Below are 14,165 nucleotides of genomic sequence, written 5' to 3'. Positions count from 1 at the left end.
GCTTTTAAGCTACTATACTTGGTATGAACTTTACCGTTCTACGCACTAAAGTCTTTAGTGACTGGCTGACGAATCAAAAAGATCGTCAGGCGCGAGGTTCAATCGCCGCGCGCGTGCAAAGACTAACCCGAGGATTGACTGGCGATGTGAAGCCCGTAGGAAACGGAATCAGCGAACTACGAATTCACATTGGCAAGGGTTACAGAGTCTATTACAAACTACGTGGTAATGAAGTCATTGTGCTTCTATGTGGTGGAGATAAGAAGACTCAATCAAAGGACATTGAAAAAGCGAAAGAGCTTGCAAAAGAACTTGATTTGTAATCATACCGAAAAGCCAGCTAACCACTGGCTTTATCTTCAACCTCGGATTAAATACTATTTGTTGGGAGATACTATAACCATGTCAAAAAACACAGCCATGCTCGCAGAGTTCGACCCTGCCGAGTATCTAGATAGCCCTGAATCAATTCAGGCGTATATCAACGAGGCTGTTGAAACTGGTGATGCAGCCTTTATCAGCGAGTCTCTAGGCGTCGTTGCAAGAGCACAAGGCATGACAGACCTTGCCGCTCAAACAGGATTGTCTCGCGAGACTTTATACCGAACTCTAAGTTCCAAAGGAAATCCAAACCTTAAAACATTGCTATCTATCGTCGCAGCTCTTGGTTTATCCTTTAGCTTCACGACTAAACAGCATGCATAAGCCCCTAGCCTAGCGCAAGGGCAAAAAGAAAAAGCCCCGGCCTTAGCGTTGGGGTTTTTTTATGAACAAACCGAAAGGGAGAAGCATGGACATTCAAGCTCTAAAAGCCCTATCAAATGAGATTCACACAGCGATGCCTTGGTTACAAGGCATCCGTAACCATGAGCAATACCTAGAGCTTATGGAGCTCATGGATACGCTAGTGGAAGACTACGAGGAAAACCATGTCTTGATTGACTTGCTATTCCCTGTACTTGAGCGCTATGAGGAAGAATCAGAACACTTCCAAGAGTTTAACGCGCACATTGATAGCCTAGATACTGGTATCGCTACTCTTCGCGTTCTCATCGACCAATACCGCCTAACTCTAAGTGATTTACCTGAGATTGGTGGCAAGTCGCTAGTATCGCTAATCCTAAGCGGTAAACGCCAACTAACCGTTGGACACATTAAAGCGCTATCGGAACGTTTCGGCGTGCCAAAGCATATGTTTATTTAGCAGAATACCACCAGCAAGGACGTATCATAAGTAAAGGCAGCGGTCATATAGGTACGCTGCCTTTTCTAAAACATTTATGCTCTATTGTTGGTTAGCTCTGAAGCTAATTAACTTCATTTGGATAATGAGTTTTCTTTATCTATAGCTATCCGTCATTTTGCAATCTAATATCCAGCACCTCTCATTAACCTATTGATTTCCAATTGAACTGTAATTGGAAAGATTGCATGATAGGAGTATGAAAGACAGCTAAAATCCGTATAGAAAGCGTTAAGTGCAATCAGCGAGAGTCACATCAAAAAAGTAGGGAAGTATGAGCATTAATATAAAATGGAATGGTGATTGTCGCTTTAAAGTATCAACTGAAGGCGGTTTTACGTTTAATGTTGACGCTACAAGTGAGAAAGCCCCTTGTCCAACGGAAGTTCTATTGTCGGCTTTAGGTTCATGTAGTGCTACGGATGTCGTCTTGTTACTACAAGATCAAGGTTTTGAAGTTCAAGGTCTAGAAAATACGGTTACTTTTGCCCTAACGGAATCAGAACCTCGTTTATATAAATCGGCAAACTTACACTTTACAGTAAATGGCAGTGGTTTTAAGGAATCTGACATTTTGCGAGCAGCTCAAGAAGCGGTGGAAAAGCATTGTCATGTTTGTCTTATGTTGAGCCCTACGATCGATATCACTTGTTCAGCCGAAGTGGGTAAAAATTGCACTTAACAAAGCGTTTAAGAGGGATTTGGCACGCGTGGCATTTTTGACATGCGTTGAGTTTAGTGTTTAAGGTGCTTTGCAGAAGCTTTTGTATTGCGTGCCGGCACCCCTTAACGCGGCGTTAGCTGCTCTCGAAAAATTTATCTACGGAGTTATAAAGTGACTTTAATTATTGCAGGGCATACGCTTGAACGTTGCTTTCCTGGAGAGGCAAGTAATTTTGAAACGGGTTTATTTGTCTCAACAGACAGTAACATTACCCAGAACAATGTTGTGCTCGTACATGGCTTTCGAAAAGTGTATGAAGTTCCTGTAAGAGTCAAGGCATTAAATTTTTGTGGTGAATGGTTTAATGGGTATTTGGGGACGAGTCATGAGTACAAATCATTTGTAGCGTTTGCTGGAAGCTCATTGGTAGCCCAGCATATTATGAACTCAATTGAAAATCATCTGGGTGAGCTTTATCCAACTATTGTTAATGGTGAATATACGCTTGCAATGTCGTGTGAGAAACATAAGCATTTACCTCAAGCTGATTATTCACAAGATATGTTTCTTGACTCTGATATTGAAAGTTTAGTTACTGCAGAATACCTCTCGATGGTTGTCAAGCATTCGATCGAAGCAGTCATTGCATATGCGAATGGTAAAGGTCAGATGGCGCGCCTTTTTTCTGCATATCAAGCAGAGTTCATCTTCGGTATTAGATGCCCGATCACTCGTGAGCACTGTTTATATCAGTACGAAATCGTAGAAGAAGTTGAGGGTATGTACTCCAAAGCCATCGTAAAAGTAGAAGCTATTCAAAAAGGTTCGGTGGCAGTGATTGGCATGAAAGATGAATTTAAAATTGGGGCACAGAGAGCTTTTGATACTGCAGTAGAAAATGGTGACAAAACTTCACTGATAATACATGAGTATCTTAATCAGTCTATTCGTGAAAACTCAGCAAATAACAATAGTATTGGTTTTCCGTCAGGTTTGTTTTATTTAAATGGCCATAGTTTTGAACGAGTAGAACTGACGAGAGAATGAGCAGCTAACAAACTGTTTAAGAGGGATTCGCAACGCGTGGCATTTTTATCATGCGTTGATTTTAGTGATTAAGGTGGTATGCGGAAACACCGTATTGCGTTGCTCACCACTTAAGCGAGCGTTAGTTTTCCTACTTACATATAATCAAAGGTGGTTTTTTGGATAGTTTGATCGATGCAGTAAAAGATTGGCCAGTGATTCTTCAAGGGGCTCTAGGGTCTGCTTTATTTTGGTTAATCTTATTGTTAATGAACAAGTTGTTTGTTTTTTTATCAGAGAAATACAGCAGGTATTCGAAAAATAGTAGGCTATATTGGTTAGTCAGTGAACAGTTCAAGTTTCATGGATATTTATGCGAAGACATTCATGAGAAAAATTATTGGGTGTCAGCGCTAATATATCGTTCATTTCGATGTTTAATTAAAGCTCTAATGTGGCTTTCCATGGGGCTTATATGCCAATCATTCTTTTCTCCACTAGGGGTGATTGGTTTTGTTGGTGCTTTGTTTTATCTGTTTCGTGCCTATGACCTCGTCGCACCAATTGGCAAAGAAGCAACAAAAGAACGGTTGGAAGAAATCGAAAGAGAAATTGAGGAAATTGAAAACTAACAAACAATTTAAGAGGGATTCCCAACGCTTGGCATTTTTGCTTCAACTTCAATTTTAGTGGTTGCGGCACAATGCTTTAGGTCGGGTGGTAGCGTTGCTCACCCCTTAATTGGGCGTTATGTGACTGTGCAAAGATCGAAGGTATCATTAATGTTAGACATAGAAAAAAGAATCGAAGTCATTGAAGCGTTACTATCAGAAGGTTCGGCTGCAGCTCTAACATATGCAGCATTAGAATGTAGGCTTACAATTGAGTATTTATGCTATGAACGCTTCAAAGTGTCGCATTCCTATTTATCTCCCCAAGATCTAAAAAGATGGCAGCCAAAACATGTAGTTAAACAAGTGTCAGATGATATATCAGAACTTTCAAACCGTGAATTTACATTGTCGGTATGTAAAATGGATAGTGACTCTAACCGACCTAAAAATAAGCAGGAATATGAAAAATTAAAGTACAAAAAGGTTGGCACGCAAAAGTCGCTAAATTTAAGGAAACTAGATAAATTATGGCACTCACTTTCGAATGTGAGCCTACATATTCCGGTACCTACAATACATAGTGGTCAAATTTCAATGTATGGAGATGTCATTGAGATCAAGAAAAAGGTTGTCGATGTATTGGATCTGCTTCGAGATCTAGCAACGGCGAATCTAATCATGGGTGGCGTTTTTGGGGAAGTTCTTTCATTTGATTGTTTAGCTTGTGACACCACGGTTAAGAAGCCTAAATCTGTCCTCGAATCAGGAAAAGTGGTTATTAATTGTATTTCACCTGATTGCCCTGAAAGTTACACCATCGAAAAAGATGGGGAAGGGTACAGTTATGAAAGGAATGTGTTTGAGTTTAGTTGCCAAAATTGCTCAAGTGCCTTACATGTACCTCATCAAACATTTTCTAATTTGAGGTTGAACAGCGTACTTAAAATAAGATGCGGCGAGTGTGTTAGTGAAACATCTGTAATCATGCGCCCTCTAGTTAAGTGTGAACCAGCCACATAACAAAGCGTTTAAGGCAGATTCGCAACGCTTGGCGGCGTTAGCAGTTATGGAGGTTCAGTGGTATCAAATAAAGCAATATGGGTTTGTTGCATCAGCTTAGCTGCGAGTGGCTTTATTGTCGGAGCTAATTGGTTAATTGACCCCGATATATTGAAAATTTTCAATTTGAGCTTTACAGCTATCGGAGCTTTAGCAACAGCAGGGCTACTGTATTTTGGTTCTAAAGCCTTTTCAGTGTGGAAGTTGCAGTTTGTTTATGCTGAGAAATTTAAAGCATTCGTAGATCTAGAAAAATCATTTTCAAATGCTATTAGCTGCTACAGGCGCTTGGTAGCTAGTATGATCAATAAACATGATATACAACGAGGTATTCCAGCGGACAAGCTCATATATATCGAAATTGATCATGAGAGAGCATATTCAGATTTTAAGGCCGCAAAGCGTGATTATTTAACCAAAGTTGACTGGGCGATCTCTTTCTTACCTGATGGACAAAAATTTGAGTTAGACTACATAAAGTTTGAAAGTGAACTTCATAAAGGACTTCGTTATTGGCACCAATCGCACAATGCGGACGATACCGACTATGAACATGAAATGATGTGCAAAGCCGAGCAATTTATCGTTGATTTTAATGTAAAAGGTAAAAAACTAATTCGAGAGCAGCGAAATAAGTAACTCATAACAAATTGTTCAAGAGTGATTCGGCACGCGTGGCATTTTTACTTCTGATGCAACCAGAGTAACAACCACCAGCGACAAAAAAGCCTCGGAACGTCAACCGAGGCTTTTGCTTTCTATCGTTTACTTGAGTCCAATCAGTGAGTTTCTACCCATAAAGGCAAGCAACTCCATATTATTCTTGTGTGCGTGCATGAGCGCTTTCTTTGCCAGTAAGTAAGCCGTCAGCTTACCATGCTCATCACAGCTGTATCGACGCGCCACCTTGACAACCTCATCGCCTTTTCTCATTACCCAATTCGCTCTGTACTCTCCTGCTTGAGACTCCTTATCTGAAGCAAGGTAATGTCTTGGCTCTAGGTTCCTTGGCAATCTAGCGAGCAGTGTCCAATCAGAAACGACTTGATGCCAGAACTTACCCCATATCTCTTTACCTTTCTTGTTGCGCTCGATAATGGCTTTTTTCAATGCCTTCTCTTCACCAAGTCGCACAAATCCCACAGTTCGGTAAGTGTAACTTCCATCTGGCTTGGGAATGCTGATCTTAAATGCCGTCTTACCCTTAGAAATAAACCGATAACCGGTATTAGATTTGAAGTAGGCTTTCGCGTTAATTGTTTCCATTGCTTAACCCTATATTAATATCACCAAACTCTTTAGATCATTCATCGCTCTAGTCCTCGCTGGTGGCCGTTGCTTTTTGGCGTAGTTCTGTGGCTAATTCCATACCTCTATCAGAGACACGGAGGTTCTGATATTCAGGATGGTCGCAGTTATGGCCGAAGTATCCTTGCTTTGATGCTTCATCGGCAATACGAATCGCATGATCATTGCCCCTCTCTTAACCCCTTCAGGAACGCAGTCAGATGATCCTTGGCCACCTCTTCTAAGATAGCACGCCAAAACACCCCATCAGTAAATAGAAACTCGCCAATCACCACATCGACCGAGCTATCTAGCTGACAGATAAACCCTCGGCGTTGAACCGTATCAAACACAACACGCACTTGGTTTTCCGCATCAAAGTGAGACAGGTACGTTTCTATAACGACTTGCCCTATGCTGACGCCCTCTTGAGAGAGATCGACGTTCTTAACGACGCCTTTTGGTTGGCCTACTTGAAATACGCGCAGTTCGACCGCGCTAAGTGAAAAGATTTCCATTTTGCTATTACCCGTACTGGCTTAATGCGTTGTTTGCTTCTTGTCTGATCTTGGTAACATCATCCAAGGTTAGAATGGTTCTGAGAGAGGCCACCAGCCCCTCTTTATCTCTACTAATTTGACCTAGCATGCCCCTGACTTGAACCATGTGGGCATTTGGCACGCTATCATCATCATCATCATCATCGTCGTCGCTCTCATTTGGCAATCCCACGTACTGACAGTGGCTTTCCGTTTCAGCTTTAATCTCTTCTAGCGCACGCTGGATCTCGTTCACGGACATAAACGGATAACCCCGGAGCAAATCTATAAACCATCGTTTGATGTTGCTTTCCTGAATGTCGGCAGCGACATGACGAATAAAAGAGATTTGATACTGACTAAGGCGAGCAAAGGCACAGCTAAATGAGTCTCGCTTTTCCTCCCCTAGCAGCTCGAAATGTCGAATGGTTAGCTCTAGGTTGTAAATGAACTCTTCACGAACGTTGGCATATTTAAAGATCATTGCTCGCCCCCGCTGGTGGCGTGAGAGACAAGATCCAATCGCGCAGCTGGATCATTTGAGGACAAAACACCATGCTTTCTACATAGGTGTATAACTTAGGGTAGTCGTGCTGCTTTCTTTTGATGAACGCATTGGCGTCAGCTTCGGTTAGGCACGTTTTGACAACCACCTCGACCTCTTGCATGTGGAACTTTTTAAGCGAGTCAGGAAGCTCTTGTACGTTAGGGTCAAAGTGGCTCTGAAAAGCCACCAGCAGCGCGTCGTAGCTATCGCCCTCAATATCACCATCATGCGCTTTAACGTCCATATTGGCGAACTGCTCGGCCCATTCAATTAACCAATCTGGTTGGCAATCAAAAAGATGCTCAAAGAGCCCATCAAAGTCACTGTCATGCTTTGAGTGAAACAGGGTAATGCCCTCTTCTATATCAACGATTTCCCAATGGCTTTCGTTATAGTCTTCCTCGGTCACAAGGTGCGTTCTGTACTTTACTTGCCAAATAGGATCGCGTGTTGAGCGGTTGTCTTGCTCGTGCATTTGACGGGACATTTCGAGTAGAAAGTCTGGTACTTCTACGTGGTTGCTTGCTTGCTCTTTCATGGTGTGTAGTCTTCTTTATTAAAGGCTTTTCAGTTGCTTGTAGCTGGTGCCATACATCATATTGATGAGGCGTTTAGGCACTTCTTCTTTGAGTAGTTGACGAATACTTTGCTTTTGCTCATCGCTCAGGTAAGGATTGCCTATCTCTTTCTGGCGCAGCTTGTATTCGTTGGTTCGCATGCTTGTGCTCATTGCTTGCTCTCCGGTTTGGTTGGTTTGTTCTGCCTATCTAGTCGTTTGCGAACTCTAAGGCCAGTTCCTACGAGTGAACCGTTTAAGTACCACCCGCCACGACCGATATTGACGGACACCCATCGCGTGCCGAGCGTGACGCTCATAAATCCGCGCTTACCAAAGTTAAGGTGTACGCCGGGAAAGATTTTGATGCGTTTTTGAAATCGTACTTGTGTTGTCATTGAATGTTTCTAGTGCCTCGAATGGCTAGGTATTGCTGGACTCAGCGCTCATATGGCGCACTTCTACGTGTTGAACTCCGCACTCTTTTAACCAGGAGCACAAGCGATCTAATCGCCACGTTCTAGGCAGCTTTTTTGCTGCATGGCGAACCGTGAAACGAGCTCCGGTAGAGAGGTTACGAGCAATGACAATAAAGCCATGCTCAGTTTCTTGAGCGCCAATAGCGAAATGGCCACTTTGAGCAGCAGCAGCGGCGGTGCGTTTGAACTCGCCTAGAGTGACTAAGCCAACTTGCATGGGGATTCCCTTTTCGTTACTTGCTTTAAAACGTCAATATATGACTAATAATATGGTGTTTTATGATGATTGCAAGTTTTTGTTAGGAATTTATAGGGAGGAAAGGTTTAGTTGTTCAATAAAAAAGCGCACTCGAACGGTGCGCCCCTTGTCTATCAGGTTGCCGACTAATTCACTAAATCGTCCCCTTTGGGGCGAATCTTCTCTTCATTCTGGCTTTTTTCTTGTTGTCTAAGTTCTCTTAACTTCTCTGCTTCGTCCTCATCGAAAAGCAAGCCTTTCAATCCTAATGAGTTAGGAATTGGCTCAAGCTCTGCATAGACAGATGAGTTATCTCTTTTGACGGGTTTAACCGAGAAATGCTGTAGTGATGCGTTCTTATCTTTCACCGCAACCAGACCACCAACATTAACGCGCACCTTCTCCATGGCCACCGGACCACCCGCAACCGAGTACAGCGCAATAACATCATCGTGCGCTTTCGTTCTCAGACGGTAAAGTTTCTCAGGTTTCTTGGCGAACGTCGTCATTTCTGCCTTAAGCGTCTCGATTAACTCTTGGTTTTTCTCTATTTTTTCTTTTCTTTTGAGCGTCTTTAACTCACGCTCCAAGCGCTTGATGGCGCGAGCGTATCGAGCAACCAATTGCTCACCAGTACGCCTTTGGCTCGATACCGCAGAGTTAACCGTGACTTTTAGCTTGGTTACATTCCTAATAATTGTAGGCGTTCGAAACGATTGTGAAGCGTCCTTGAAATACATCGGAGCCTCTTCAACAAGCTGTTCATTTATCTTTGCTTGCTGCTCAATCTTTCCTAACAATTTATCTGTTGTATCACCTTCGTAAACAACGGCAACAATCCTAGAATCCGCATATTCAGAATCCATAACACCACTTACCTTTCCTTCATATAAAGCGTACTGCTTCATTTCGGCGTGGACGTCACGGTCAGCTCTCTCCTTGTCTGCAAGTAGATCGTTTATGCGTTCAGCATCGATACTCTTATTGTTTTCTTTATTCATTTTATTACCCATTACCTAATTGATTCTCAGATAAACCGAGTCACTAGCCATTCTTTATTTTTTTTATTATTCCGCTGATGATACAGGGAGTTATGGCGAGTATAGCAAAGAAAATTCCTAAATAATAAAGTTAAACTGCAATTAGACGCTTAAAACCCAAAAATGTCCGAAAAGAAATAAAAAAAGCCCGCCAAGTGGCGAGCTTTATAATAAAAAAACTAACATTTTTAATTATGATATTAAATGCAAAAATGATTAGTCAAAAATTGGGTAATAACTTCGGCATCAATAGTGCCAGATTCGGCCAGTTCTGGACGACAACTAACTAGACGTTTTGTGCAATCAAGGACCATTGCTGGAATGACACCTTGACCATGAGCGAATGGATCGTGTTTTTCTTCTAGTGCATCTAAAAAATCTTCAGGGAAGACCTCAAGCAGCTCACTTGTATTAATGTTCTCGTTCATTCTGAATCTTTCTGCTAGTTAAGGGATTTCTAAGCCGACGAGAATGTTCATACTTTTGGCCGATCTTGTAAATAACCTCTCTCGCAGTTGCATAGCAGCTAGGTTTTTAGCTGTTACTGACAAAGTTGTTTACAAATATGCAATAATACTCACTTGTACATACATGCAGTGGTTTATTCGAACCACTGCCCTTTGTTACATCGTAACGCTTTAAAAAATGTGCTTGTTACTAGGTGTTATAGTGGTTAAACTCTCAATCCATAGGTTTACTTTCATCTCTTCACAGAAATGAAAGTAACTCTAACCCTTGTTTTTGTGCAGATATCGCCCACACAAACAACCTTTTTCTTTAAAAACAATCACTTAGTGATTGTCAAAACACCAACGCAGTGAACGAGGGAAAATGAGGGATTTTTGACGCGCATAAATATGCACTATGACCGTAGCGGGTTTTTTGGTCACTTTTAGGATGGATCACAACTCTTTGTCATCCATTTGTAAGATAAACAAAAGAGTTGATCTGCGTTCCAAAACGCTTTTTGTGACATTGTCATTATGTGATATTGGTCACATAATTATGAGACATAACAACAATGGCCATAAGGTGAAGCAACACCAAGCCATTAAAAATGACCTCCTAACTCAGCAACTTATTGCAATGAACTAACGCGCCGAGATGCAATGAATACAGGCGTATACACACCAATTGAAGAGCAAATAAACAATGGCGACTGCATACCCAACAAGAAGTAAAGACGAACTGCTAGAAATTATCGACCGCCTCAATGCTTATAACCCGCTGGTGGTTATGTTTGTCGAAATGGAAGTGAGAACAGGATTGCGATACAGCGACATTAGCCGATTGAAATTTAAAGACGTTATGATTAATGGCGTTCCCCGAGAATCTTTTTCGGTTGTTCAATCGAAAGCACTTAACGCAAGACTAAGCAGCAAATCTAAAATGGACCGCGCCACTGCCATCAGCAAAAGCCGTGTTGTGATCCACGTTAACGAACAACTGTCCGACCTTATTAGGCGGCTTTACTTGGTGAATGGCCACAACGAATTAATGTTCCAATCCACTCACCATCACGCCAAGAAAGGCTCACCGATTAGCATTCAGTACATCAACCAAACGCTGAAGAAAGTCGCTATAGAGATGAAATTACCTTATCAATTATCGACCCACTCATTGCGTAAAACCTTCGCCAAGCTGCTAATGGATAACGGAGCGGGCCTGAATACGCTAAGGGACTTACTAGGACATGGTGACTCGAAAACCACCGATAACTATATTAAAACCTTCGAAAGTGAGCTAAAAGAACACGCAACAGGCATTTCATTCTAAGCCACCAGCAACAGGGCGGGATTATCCCGCCCTTGTCTTTTTCTCGCGTTCGTTGGCACTAACGATTAGAAAACCTCATCAAACGTATCACCCGCATCGGCCACCCAATCACCGCGACCTAAGTCGTCCTGATAGTCGTCATAGTCATACTCAGCGTCAGCCTCCCGGATCCAATCTTCTATCTGCGAGCGCTCTTGAATCATATCCTCGGTAATCACCTCGTTCGCCGGGACATAACCAACCAATTGAGTAAAACAATATGTGTCCCATTGGTCAGGTGACTTGATGTTTAGTTTCTCGCGCATTGTCTTCTTAGGCATGATAACAAACGCACCACGCTCATTCAGGCCACAAGGGATCTTACTGCCTTGCTCGGCGGTTTCTGAAGATGGATCCGTTACCATGCGACCCTGCCAAATAGCATCACGGCTCATCACGTTCGCATACGCACGCTTGTTTATGAATCGCTTCTTCAGTTCGTCAGAGAAGAGAGGTAAACCCCAGTTAATGCGCTCAACACGGCGATGATGTTTCTCAATCAATAGCGTGGCCGTATCGTGGCCCACACCGTCACTATCCACCGCGATAGTAATGTTAGGATACAAGTCTTCACTACACTCTGCATTAATGACGTCAGCAAAGCGAACAGGCGTAATATTGGAATCCATGATGAGCATCTTATGATTGACCACCAGCCTATTAGGTACCTCACCCCACACCTTACAGATATTAATGATCGACTTATCCCGACCGTTACCGACGTCACACGTAGCCATCCAACCCCAACCATCCGGTAGGGTAAGTTTGCGCCTTGCTGCCCGGTCCATATCCGCACGGCCAAGCAACATTCCCGAGATAGTTGACGGGAACTCACCACGTACTTTGATGAGGTATTCCGGGGATTCACGCCCGCCATATTCAATGAGCTTGGTTCTAATGAACTTAGTGGTAACAATCGGACTCTCTTCAGAGTTGAGCCTGATTGACGTCCATTCGCCCTTCTCGGCCAGCTTATGATGCGTATCGTAGAAGTAACCACTTGGGCGCGTTGGCTGGCTCAGTAGCAGCATGCGGTTATCGTCAGAGGTAAAGGCACCCGTCATTACACCAAATGCCTTATCGCTTACCCCGGACGCCTCATCGACCACAACCAAAAGGTGATCGGCGTGCTCACCCGCCAGTGCTTCCTCTTGCCCCAATCGGCAAGACTTCATACCTACAGACCACGATTGCTTACTCTCGTTCGCATAAAACATCGTATCGGTCATAGTGAAGTATTGCTCTAACCATGGGTAAGAGCGACACGCCGCGTTCCAGTGCTTTCTCAGGTACTTCCATACACCAATTTTTGCTTGGTTCGCGTTGTTGGCCGTCAATACCACACGCGCATCGTAGTACGTCGTGATAAAGGCAATGATCATCCCTGCCGTTGAATCTGACTTACCCGTACCGTGGCCAGAGGTTACAGATACCCGCGACCCTTCCTTATTGGTTTCATTAATAACCTTGCGTTGCTGCCATGTAGGTTGAAAGTTTAACGCCTCAACGAAATAGCGCGTCCAATCATGGCGGTACCGTCTGACATATGCCTGATATCGTGGATCACTTAGTATCGAGCGACGTTTACGGCTACCACCGCCTTTACGCTTGGCCATTACTCATCATCCTCGCTATCCGCTATAGGCAAGGCGTCATAATCCCCGGCGGTATCTGGCGAGAACTCATCAAACAGAGCATCAAGCTCTACTTTCTTGGTGTCCCACTTCTCTTGCTCTCTTTCTTCCAACCCTTTGAAATAATCAACCTGTCGACGCTCAAACTCTTCTGGTGATACCTCACCTTCTAGTATTTCTGGCTCGGCGGTTTCTAGTTCGTCTTTCAGCTCGAGCAATAACGCTGGTGGCACTTTCGCACCTAAACGCTCTAAGTTCTTAGCGGTTGTTAGAGCGTCCCATCCATTGCGCTCACGCAGTTCGAGGACTTGAACAACAAGGGCCGTCTCTTCAGCTGGTAGATAGTGTGGCATCTTCATTTCTTCTATCAGCTGCTTTCTATGGTCAAAGTGACGCTTATTCTCAAGAGCAACAAGGTTGGCTATGCCACGTTCCAGCTCGGAAAGGCGAGGCTCATAAGCAAAGAGCAATTCCTTCTGGACCCGTTTAGGATCGACTTTCTCCCCTTCAGCATCGAGCATCGGAATGTCTTCATCTATATGGAGCTGTACCGTATCGAGCTCTTTAGATAACCAAAGGTGCATCTTTCGGTATCGAGCTCGAGCAACCAGCAATTCCTCGGACACGGAAAGCGGATCAGCCTTTTCCAGAACGTCGAGCATTTCCGATATCAAGTTGATATCAGAACAGTACCCACCGTGACGCGCACCCCGGCGACCATCCATTAATTCATTGAGCTGGTGTTTCTTGTGTTGTGCCGACTCAAACCGGGACGCACTGAAGTTGGTAAAGCGGGTAATGAGCTCGGCCCCTTTCCCCAAACCCACATCATCAAGCGACGGCGAACCATTTTGCGCATTTTCAGGATCCGCGCCTCCCCGAGATCCATCACTTTGTTCACGCTCGGGCGTTTTTGGCGACTTCCCCCGGCGAGCCTCACCCTTTGACTTATCAGCACTTTTTTTGCCACCGCCATTTTGCATTGCGCGAAACAGCTCAACTTTCTCGTCATAAAGATCAAAAAGTTGCTCAAAATCGGGCGCTTTGCGCAATTTGGCGATCTCTCTGCGCAATGATGAGCTCGCCAAACCTTGGCTCTGAGCAAACGATGCCACCTTCAGACTTGGATTTTTTATCCCTCGACTCAAGAAGTTACGCACATGCTCGGCCCACTTAGCCTGTGCGGGCGTGCGATTGACGCGAGCAACTTCACTCTTTGCTTTCTTCTTTTTTGTGTCGTTTTTTAGCTTTTTGATCACTTCCTTGTCGGGCTTTCTCAAGTGACGTCGGGCAGTGGCGTATTTGAGCCCTTTATCCTCACAATATTGCTTCACTGTGAGCTTGGGGTTTTCCTCTAACGCCTTGATGTAAGCGGCTTGATGCGCCACATAGTCTATTTTGCTCATAGGGTAAGTTTGCGCTGA

General features: G+C 43.7%; 20 protein-coding genes. 9 read left to right on the top strand and 11 right to left on the bottom strand.

Annotation, left to right across the window (positions count from 1 at the left end; genetic code table 11):
- Positions 1-23 precede the first annotated feature (23 nt).
- The 8 genes from R7190_RS21565 (at position 24) to R7190_RS21530 (ending at position 5,245) form a co-directional block, all read left to right on the top strand.
- Positions 24-323, top strand: a complete 300-nt coding sequence (locus R7190_RS21565) for a type II toxin-antitoxin system RelE/ParE family toxin (protein ID WP_140365141.1) — start codon at positions 24-26, stop codon at positions 321-323.
- Positions 324-402: 79 nt separating this feature from the next.
- On the top strand, positions 403-705 hold the full coding sequence (locus R7190_RS21560) for an addiction module antidote protein (protein WP_318137605.1): 303 nt from the start codon (positions 403-405) through the stop codon (positions 703-705).
- Between the two features lie 61 nt (positions 706-766).
- Entirely contained in the window at positions 767-1,204 is a 438-nt protein-coding gene (locus R7190_RS21555) for a transcriptional regulator (protein ID WP_318137604.1), read from the top strand.
- Positions 1,205-1,517: 313 nt separating this feature from the next.
- Positions 1,518-1,925: an OsmC family protein gene (locus tag R7190_RS21550; RefSeq protein ID WP_318137603.1), complete on the top strand. Its 408-nt coding sequence runs from the start codon at positions 1,518-1,520 to the stop codon at positions 1,923-1,925.
- Positions 1,926-2,078: 153 nt separating this feature from the next.
- Positions 2,079-2,954, top strand: a complete 876-nt coding sequence (locus tag R7190_RS21545; RefSeq protein WP_062853723.1) for a hypothetical protein — start codon at positions 2,079-2,081, stop codon at positions 2,952-2,954.
- A gap of 158 nt (positions 2,955-3,112) precedes the next feature.
- Positions 3,113-3,565, top strand: coding sequence for a hypothetical protein (locus R7190_RS21540; protein ID WP_318137602.1), 453 nt, complete (start codon positions 3,113-3,115; stop codon positions 3,563-3,565).
- 150 nt (positions 3,566-3,715) lie between these two features.
- Positions 3,716-4,567, top strand: a complete 852-nt coding sequence (locus R7190_RS21535; protein ID WP_318137601.1) for a hypothetical protein — start codon at positions 3,716-3,718, stop codon at positions 4,565-4,567.
- 57 nt (positions 4,568-4,624) lie between these two features.
- A complete protein-coding gene (locus R7190_RS21530) occupies positions 4,625-5,245 on the top strand; it encodes a hypothetical protein (RefSeq protein WP_318137600.1) in 621 nt (206 codons plus the stop codon).
- A gap of 126 nt (positions 5,246-5,371) precedes the next feature.
- Here R7190_RS21530 and R7190_RS21525 read toward each other — a convergent pair whose 3' ends face one another.
- The 9 genes from R7190_RS21525 to R7190_RS21485 form a co-directional block, all read right to left on the bottom strand.
- Positions 5,372-5,872 (bottom strand): Fe3+-citrate ABC transporter substrate-binding protein, encoded by a 501-nt coding sequence (locus tag R7190_RS21525; protein ID WP_140365049.1) that lies wholly within the window; start codon positions 5,870-5,872, stop codon positions 5,372-5,374.
- A 203-nt stretch (positions 5,873-6,075) separates the two neighbouring features.
- A complete protein-coding gene (locus R7190_RS21520; RefSeq protein WP_140365050.1) occupies positions 6,076-6,411 on the bottom strand; it encodes a hypothetical protein in 336 nt (111 codons plus the stop codon).
- A 7-nt stretch (positions 6,412-6,418) separates the two neighbouring features.
- On the bottom strand, positions 6,419-6,916 hold the full coding sequence (locus R7190_RS21515; protein WP_318137599.1) for a hypothetical protein: 498 nt from the start codon (positions 6,914-6,916) through the stop codon (positions 6,419-6,421).
- The gene (locus R7190_RS21510) at positions 6,906-7,517 is read right to left on the bottom strand and encodes an ead/Ea22-like family protein (protein ID WP_318137598.1); all 612 of its coding nucleotides are present in this window, start codon (positions 7,515-7,517) and stop codon (positions 6,906-6,908) included. The genes R7190_RS21515 and R7190_RS21510 overlap by 11 nt, the downstream gene beginning before the upstream one ends.
- Positions 7,518-7,535: 18 nt before the next feature.
- A complete protein-coding gene (locus R7190_RS21505; RefSeq protein ID WP_180912451.1) occupies positions 7,536-7,709 on the bottom strand; it encodes a hypothetical protein in 174 nt (57 codons plus the stop codon).
- Entirely contained in the window at positions 7,706-7,933 is a 228-nt protein-coding gene (locus tag R7190_RS21500; protein ID WP_151514264.1) for a DUF4236 domain-containing protein, read from the bottom strand. Before R7190_RS21500 ends, R7190_RS21505 begins: the two co-directional genes overlap by 4 nt.
- Positions 7,934-7,958: 25 nt before the next feature.
- Positions 7,959-8,231: a hypothetical protein gene (locus tag R7190_RS21495; protein WP_140365054.1), complete on the bottom strand. Its 273-nt coding sequence runs from the start codon at positions 8,229-8,231 to the stop codon at positions 7,959-7,961.
- 167 nt (positions 8,232-8,398) lie between these two features.
- Complete coding sequence (locus R7190_RS21490) at positions 8,399-9,253, bottom strand: hypothetical protein (protein WP_318137597.1); 855 nt, start codon at positions 9,251-9,253, stop codon at positions 8,399-8,401.
- Positions 9,254-9,492: 239 nt separating this feature from the next.
- On the bottom strand, positions 9,493-9,720 hold the full coding sequence (locus R7190_RS21485) for a hypothetical protein (RefSeq protein WP_151514261.1): 228 nt from the start codon (positions 9,718-9,720) through the stop codon (positions 9,493-9,495).
- A 724-nt stretch (positions 9,721-10,444) separates the two neighbouring features.
- Between R7190_RS21485 and R7190_RS21480 the strand changes: the two genes are divergently transcribed.
- Positions 10,445-11,068, top strand: a complete 624-nt coding sequence (locus R7190_RS21480; protein WP_171345087.1) for a tyrosine-type recombinase/integrase — start codon at positions 10,445-10,447, stop codon at positions 11,066-11,068.
- Positions 11,069-11,133: 65 nt separating this feature from the next.
- On the opposite strand, the gene R7190_RS21475 is transcribed toward R7190_RS21480, so the two are convergent.
- Both R7190_RS21475 and R7190_RS21470 read right to left on the bottom strand, forming a co-directional pair.
- On the bottom strand, positions 11,134-12,723 hold the full coding sequence (locus R7190_RS21475) for a terminase (protein WP_238959180.1): 1,590 nt from the start codon (positions 12,721-12,723) through the stop codon (positions 11,134-11,136).
- On the bottom strand, positions 12,723-14,147 hold the full coding sequence (locus R7190_RS21470; protein WP_171345022.1) for a hypothetical protein: 1,425 nt from the start codon (positions 14,145-14,147) through the stop codon (positions 12,723-12,725). Before R7190_RS21470 ends, R7190_RS21475 begins: the two co-directional genes overlap by 1 nt.
- Positions 14,148-14,165 lie beyond the last annotated feature (18 nt).

It is taken from the genome of Vibrio sp. 1078-1 (genome assembly GCF_033340475.1).
The sequence above is the reverse complement of the archived record's forward strand: the minus strand, read 5'-3'. Positions and strand labels throughout refer to the sequence as shown.

What these genes read in the sequence shown, in the direction of transcription:
- R7190_RS21565 (WP_140365141.1), top strand. Translation starts at nt 24, where the DNA reads ATGAACTTTACCGTTCTACGCACTAAAGTCTTTAGTGACTGGCTGACG.
- R7190_RS21560 (WP_318137605.1), top strand. Translation starts at nt 403, where the DNA reads ATGTCAAAAAACACAGCCATGCTCGCAGAGTTCGACCCTGCCGAGTAT.
- R7190_RS21555 (WP_318137604.1), top strand. Translation starts at nt 767, where the DNA reads ATGAACAAACCGAAAGGGAGAAGCATGGACATTCAAGCTCTAAAAGCC.
- R7190_RS21550 (WP_318137603.1), top strand. Translation starts at nt 1,518, where the DNA reads ATGAGCATTAATATAAAATGGAATGGTGATTGTCGCTTTAAAGTATCA.
- R7190_RS21535 (WP_318137601.1), top strand. Translation starts at nt 3,716, where the DNA reads ATGTTAGACATAGAAAAAAGAATCGAAGTCATTGAAGCGTTACTATCA.
- R7190_RS21525 (WP_140365049.1), bottom strand. Translation starts at nt 5,872, where the DNA reads ATGGAAACAATTAACGCGAAAGCCTACTTCAAATCTAATACCGGTTAT.
- R7190_RS21520 (WP_140365050.1), bottom strand. Translation starts at nt 6,411, where the DNA reads ATGGAAATCTTTTCACTTAGCGCGGTCGAACTGCGCGTATTTCAAGTA.
- R7190_RS21515 (WP_318137599.1), bottom strand. Translation starts at nt 6,916, where the DNA reads ATGATCTTTAAATATGCCAACGTTCGTGAAGAGTTCATTTACAACCTA.
- R7190_RS21510 (WP_318137598.1), bottom strand. Translation starts at nt 7,517, where the DNA reads ATGAAAGAGCAAGCAAGCAACCACGTAGAAGTACCAGACTTTCTACTC.
- R7190_RS21505 (WP_180912451.1), bottom strand. Translation starts at nt 7,709, where the DNA reads ATGAGCACAAGCATGCGAACCAACGAATACAAGCTGCGCCAGAAAGAG.
- R7190_RS21500 (WP_151514264.1), bottom strand. Translation starts at nt 7,933, where the DNA reads ATGACAACACAAGTACGATTTCAAAAACGCATCAAAATCTTTCCCGGC.
- R7190_RS21495 (WP_140365054.1), bottom strand. Translation starts at nt 8,231, where the DNA reads ATGCAAGTTGGCTTAGTCACTCTAGGCGAGTTCAAACGCACCGCCGCT.
- R7190_RS21490 (WP_318137597.1), bottom strand. Translation starts at nt 9,253, where the DNA reads ATGAATAAAGAAAACAATAAGAGTATCGATGCTGAACGCATAAACGAT.
- R7190_RS21485 (WP_151514261.1), bottom strand. Translation starts at nt 9,720, where the DNA reads ATGAACGAGAACATTAATACAAGTGAGCTGCTTGAGGTCTTCCCTGAA.
- R7190_RS21480 (WP_171345087.1), top strand. Translation starts at nt 10,445, where the DNA reads ATGGCGACTGCATACCCAACAAGAAGTAAAGACGAACTGCTAGAAATT.
- R7190_RS21475 (WP_238959180.1), bottom strand. Translation starts at nt 12,723, where the DNA reads ATGGCCAAGCGTAAAGGCGGTGGTAGCCGTAAACGTCGCTCGATACTA.
- R7190_RS21470 (WP_171345022.1), bottom strand. Translation starts at nt 14,147, where the DNA reads ATGAGCAAAATAGACTATGTGGCGCATCAAGCCGCTTACATCAAGGCG.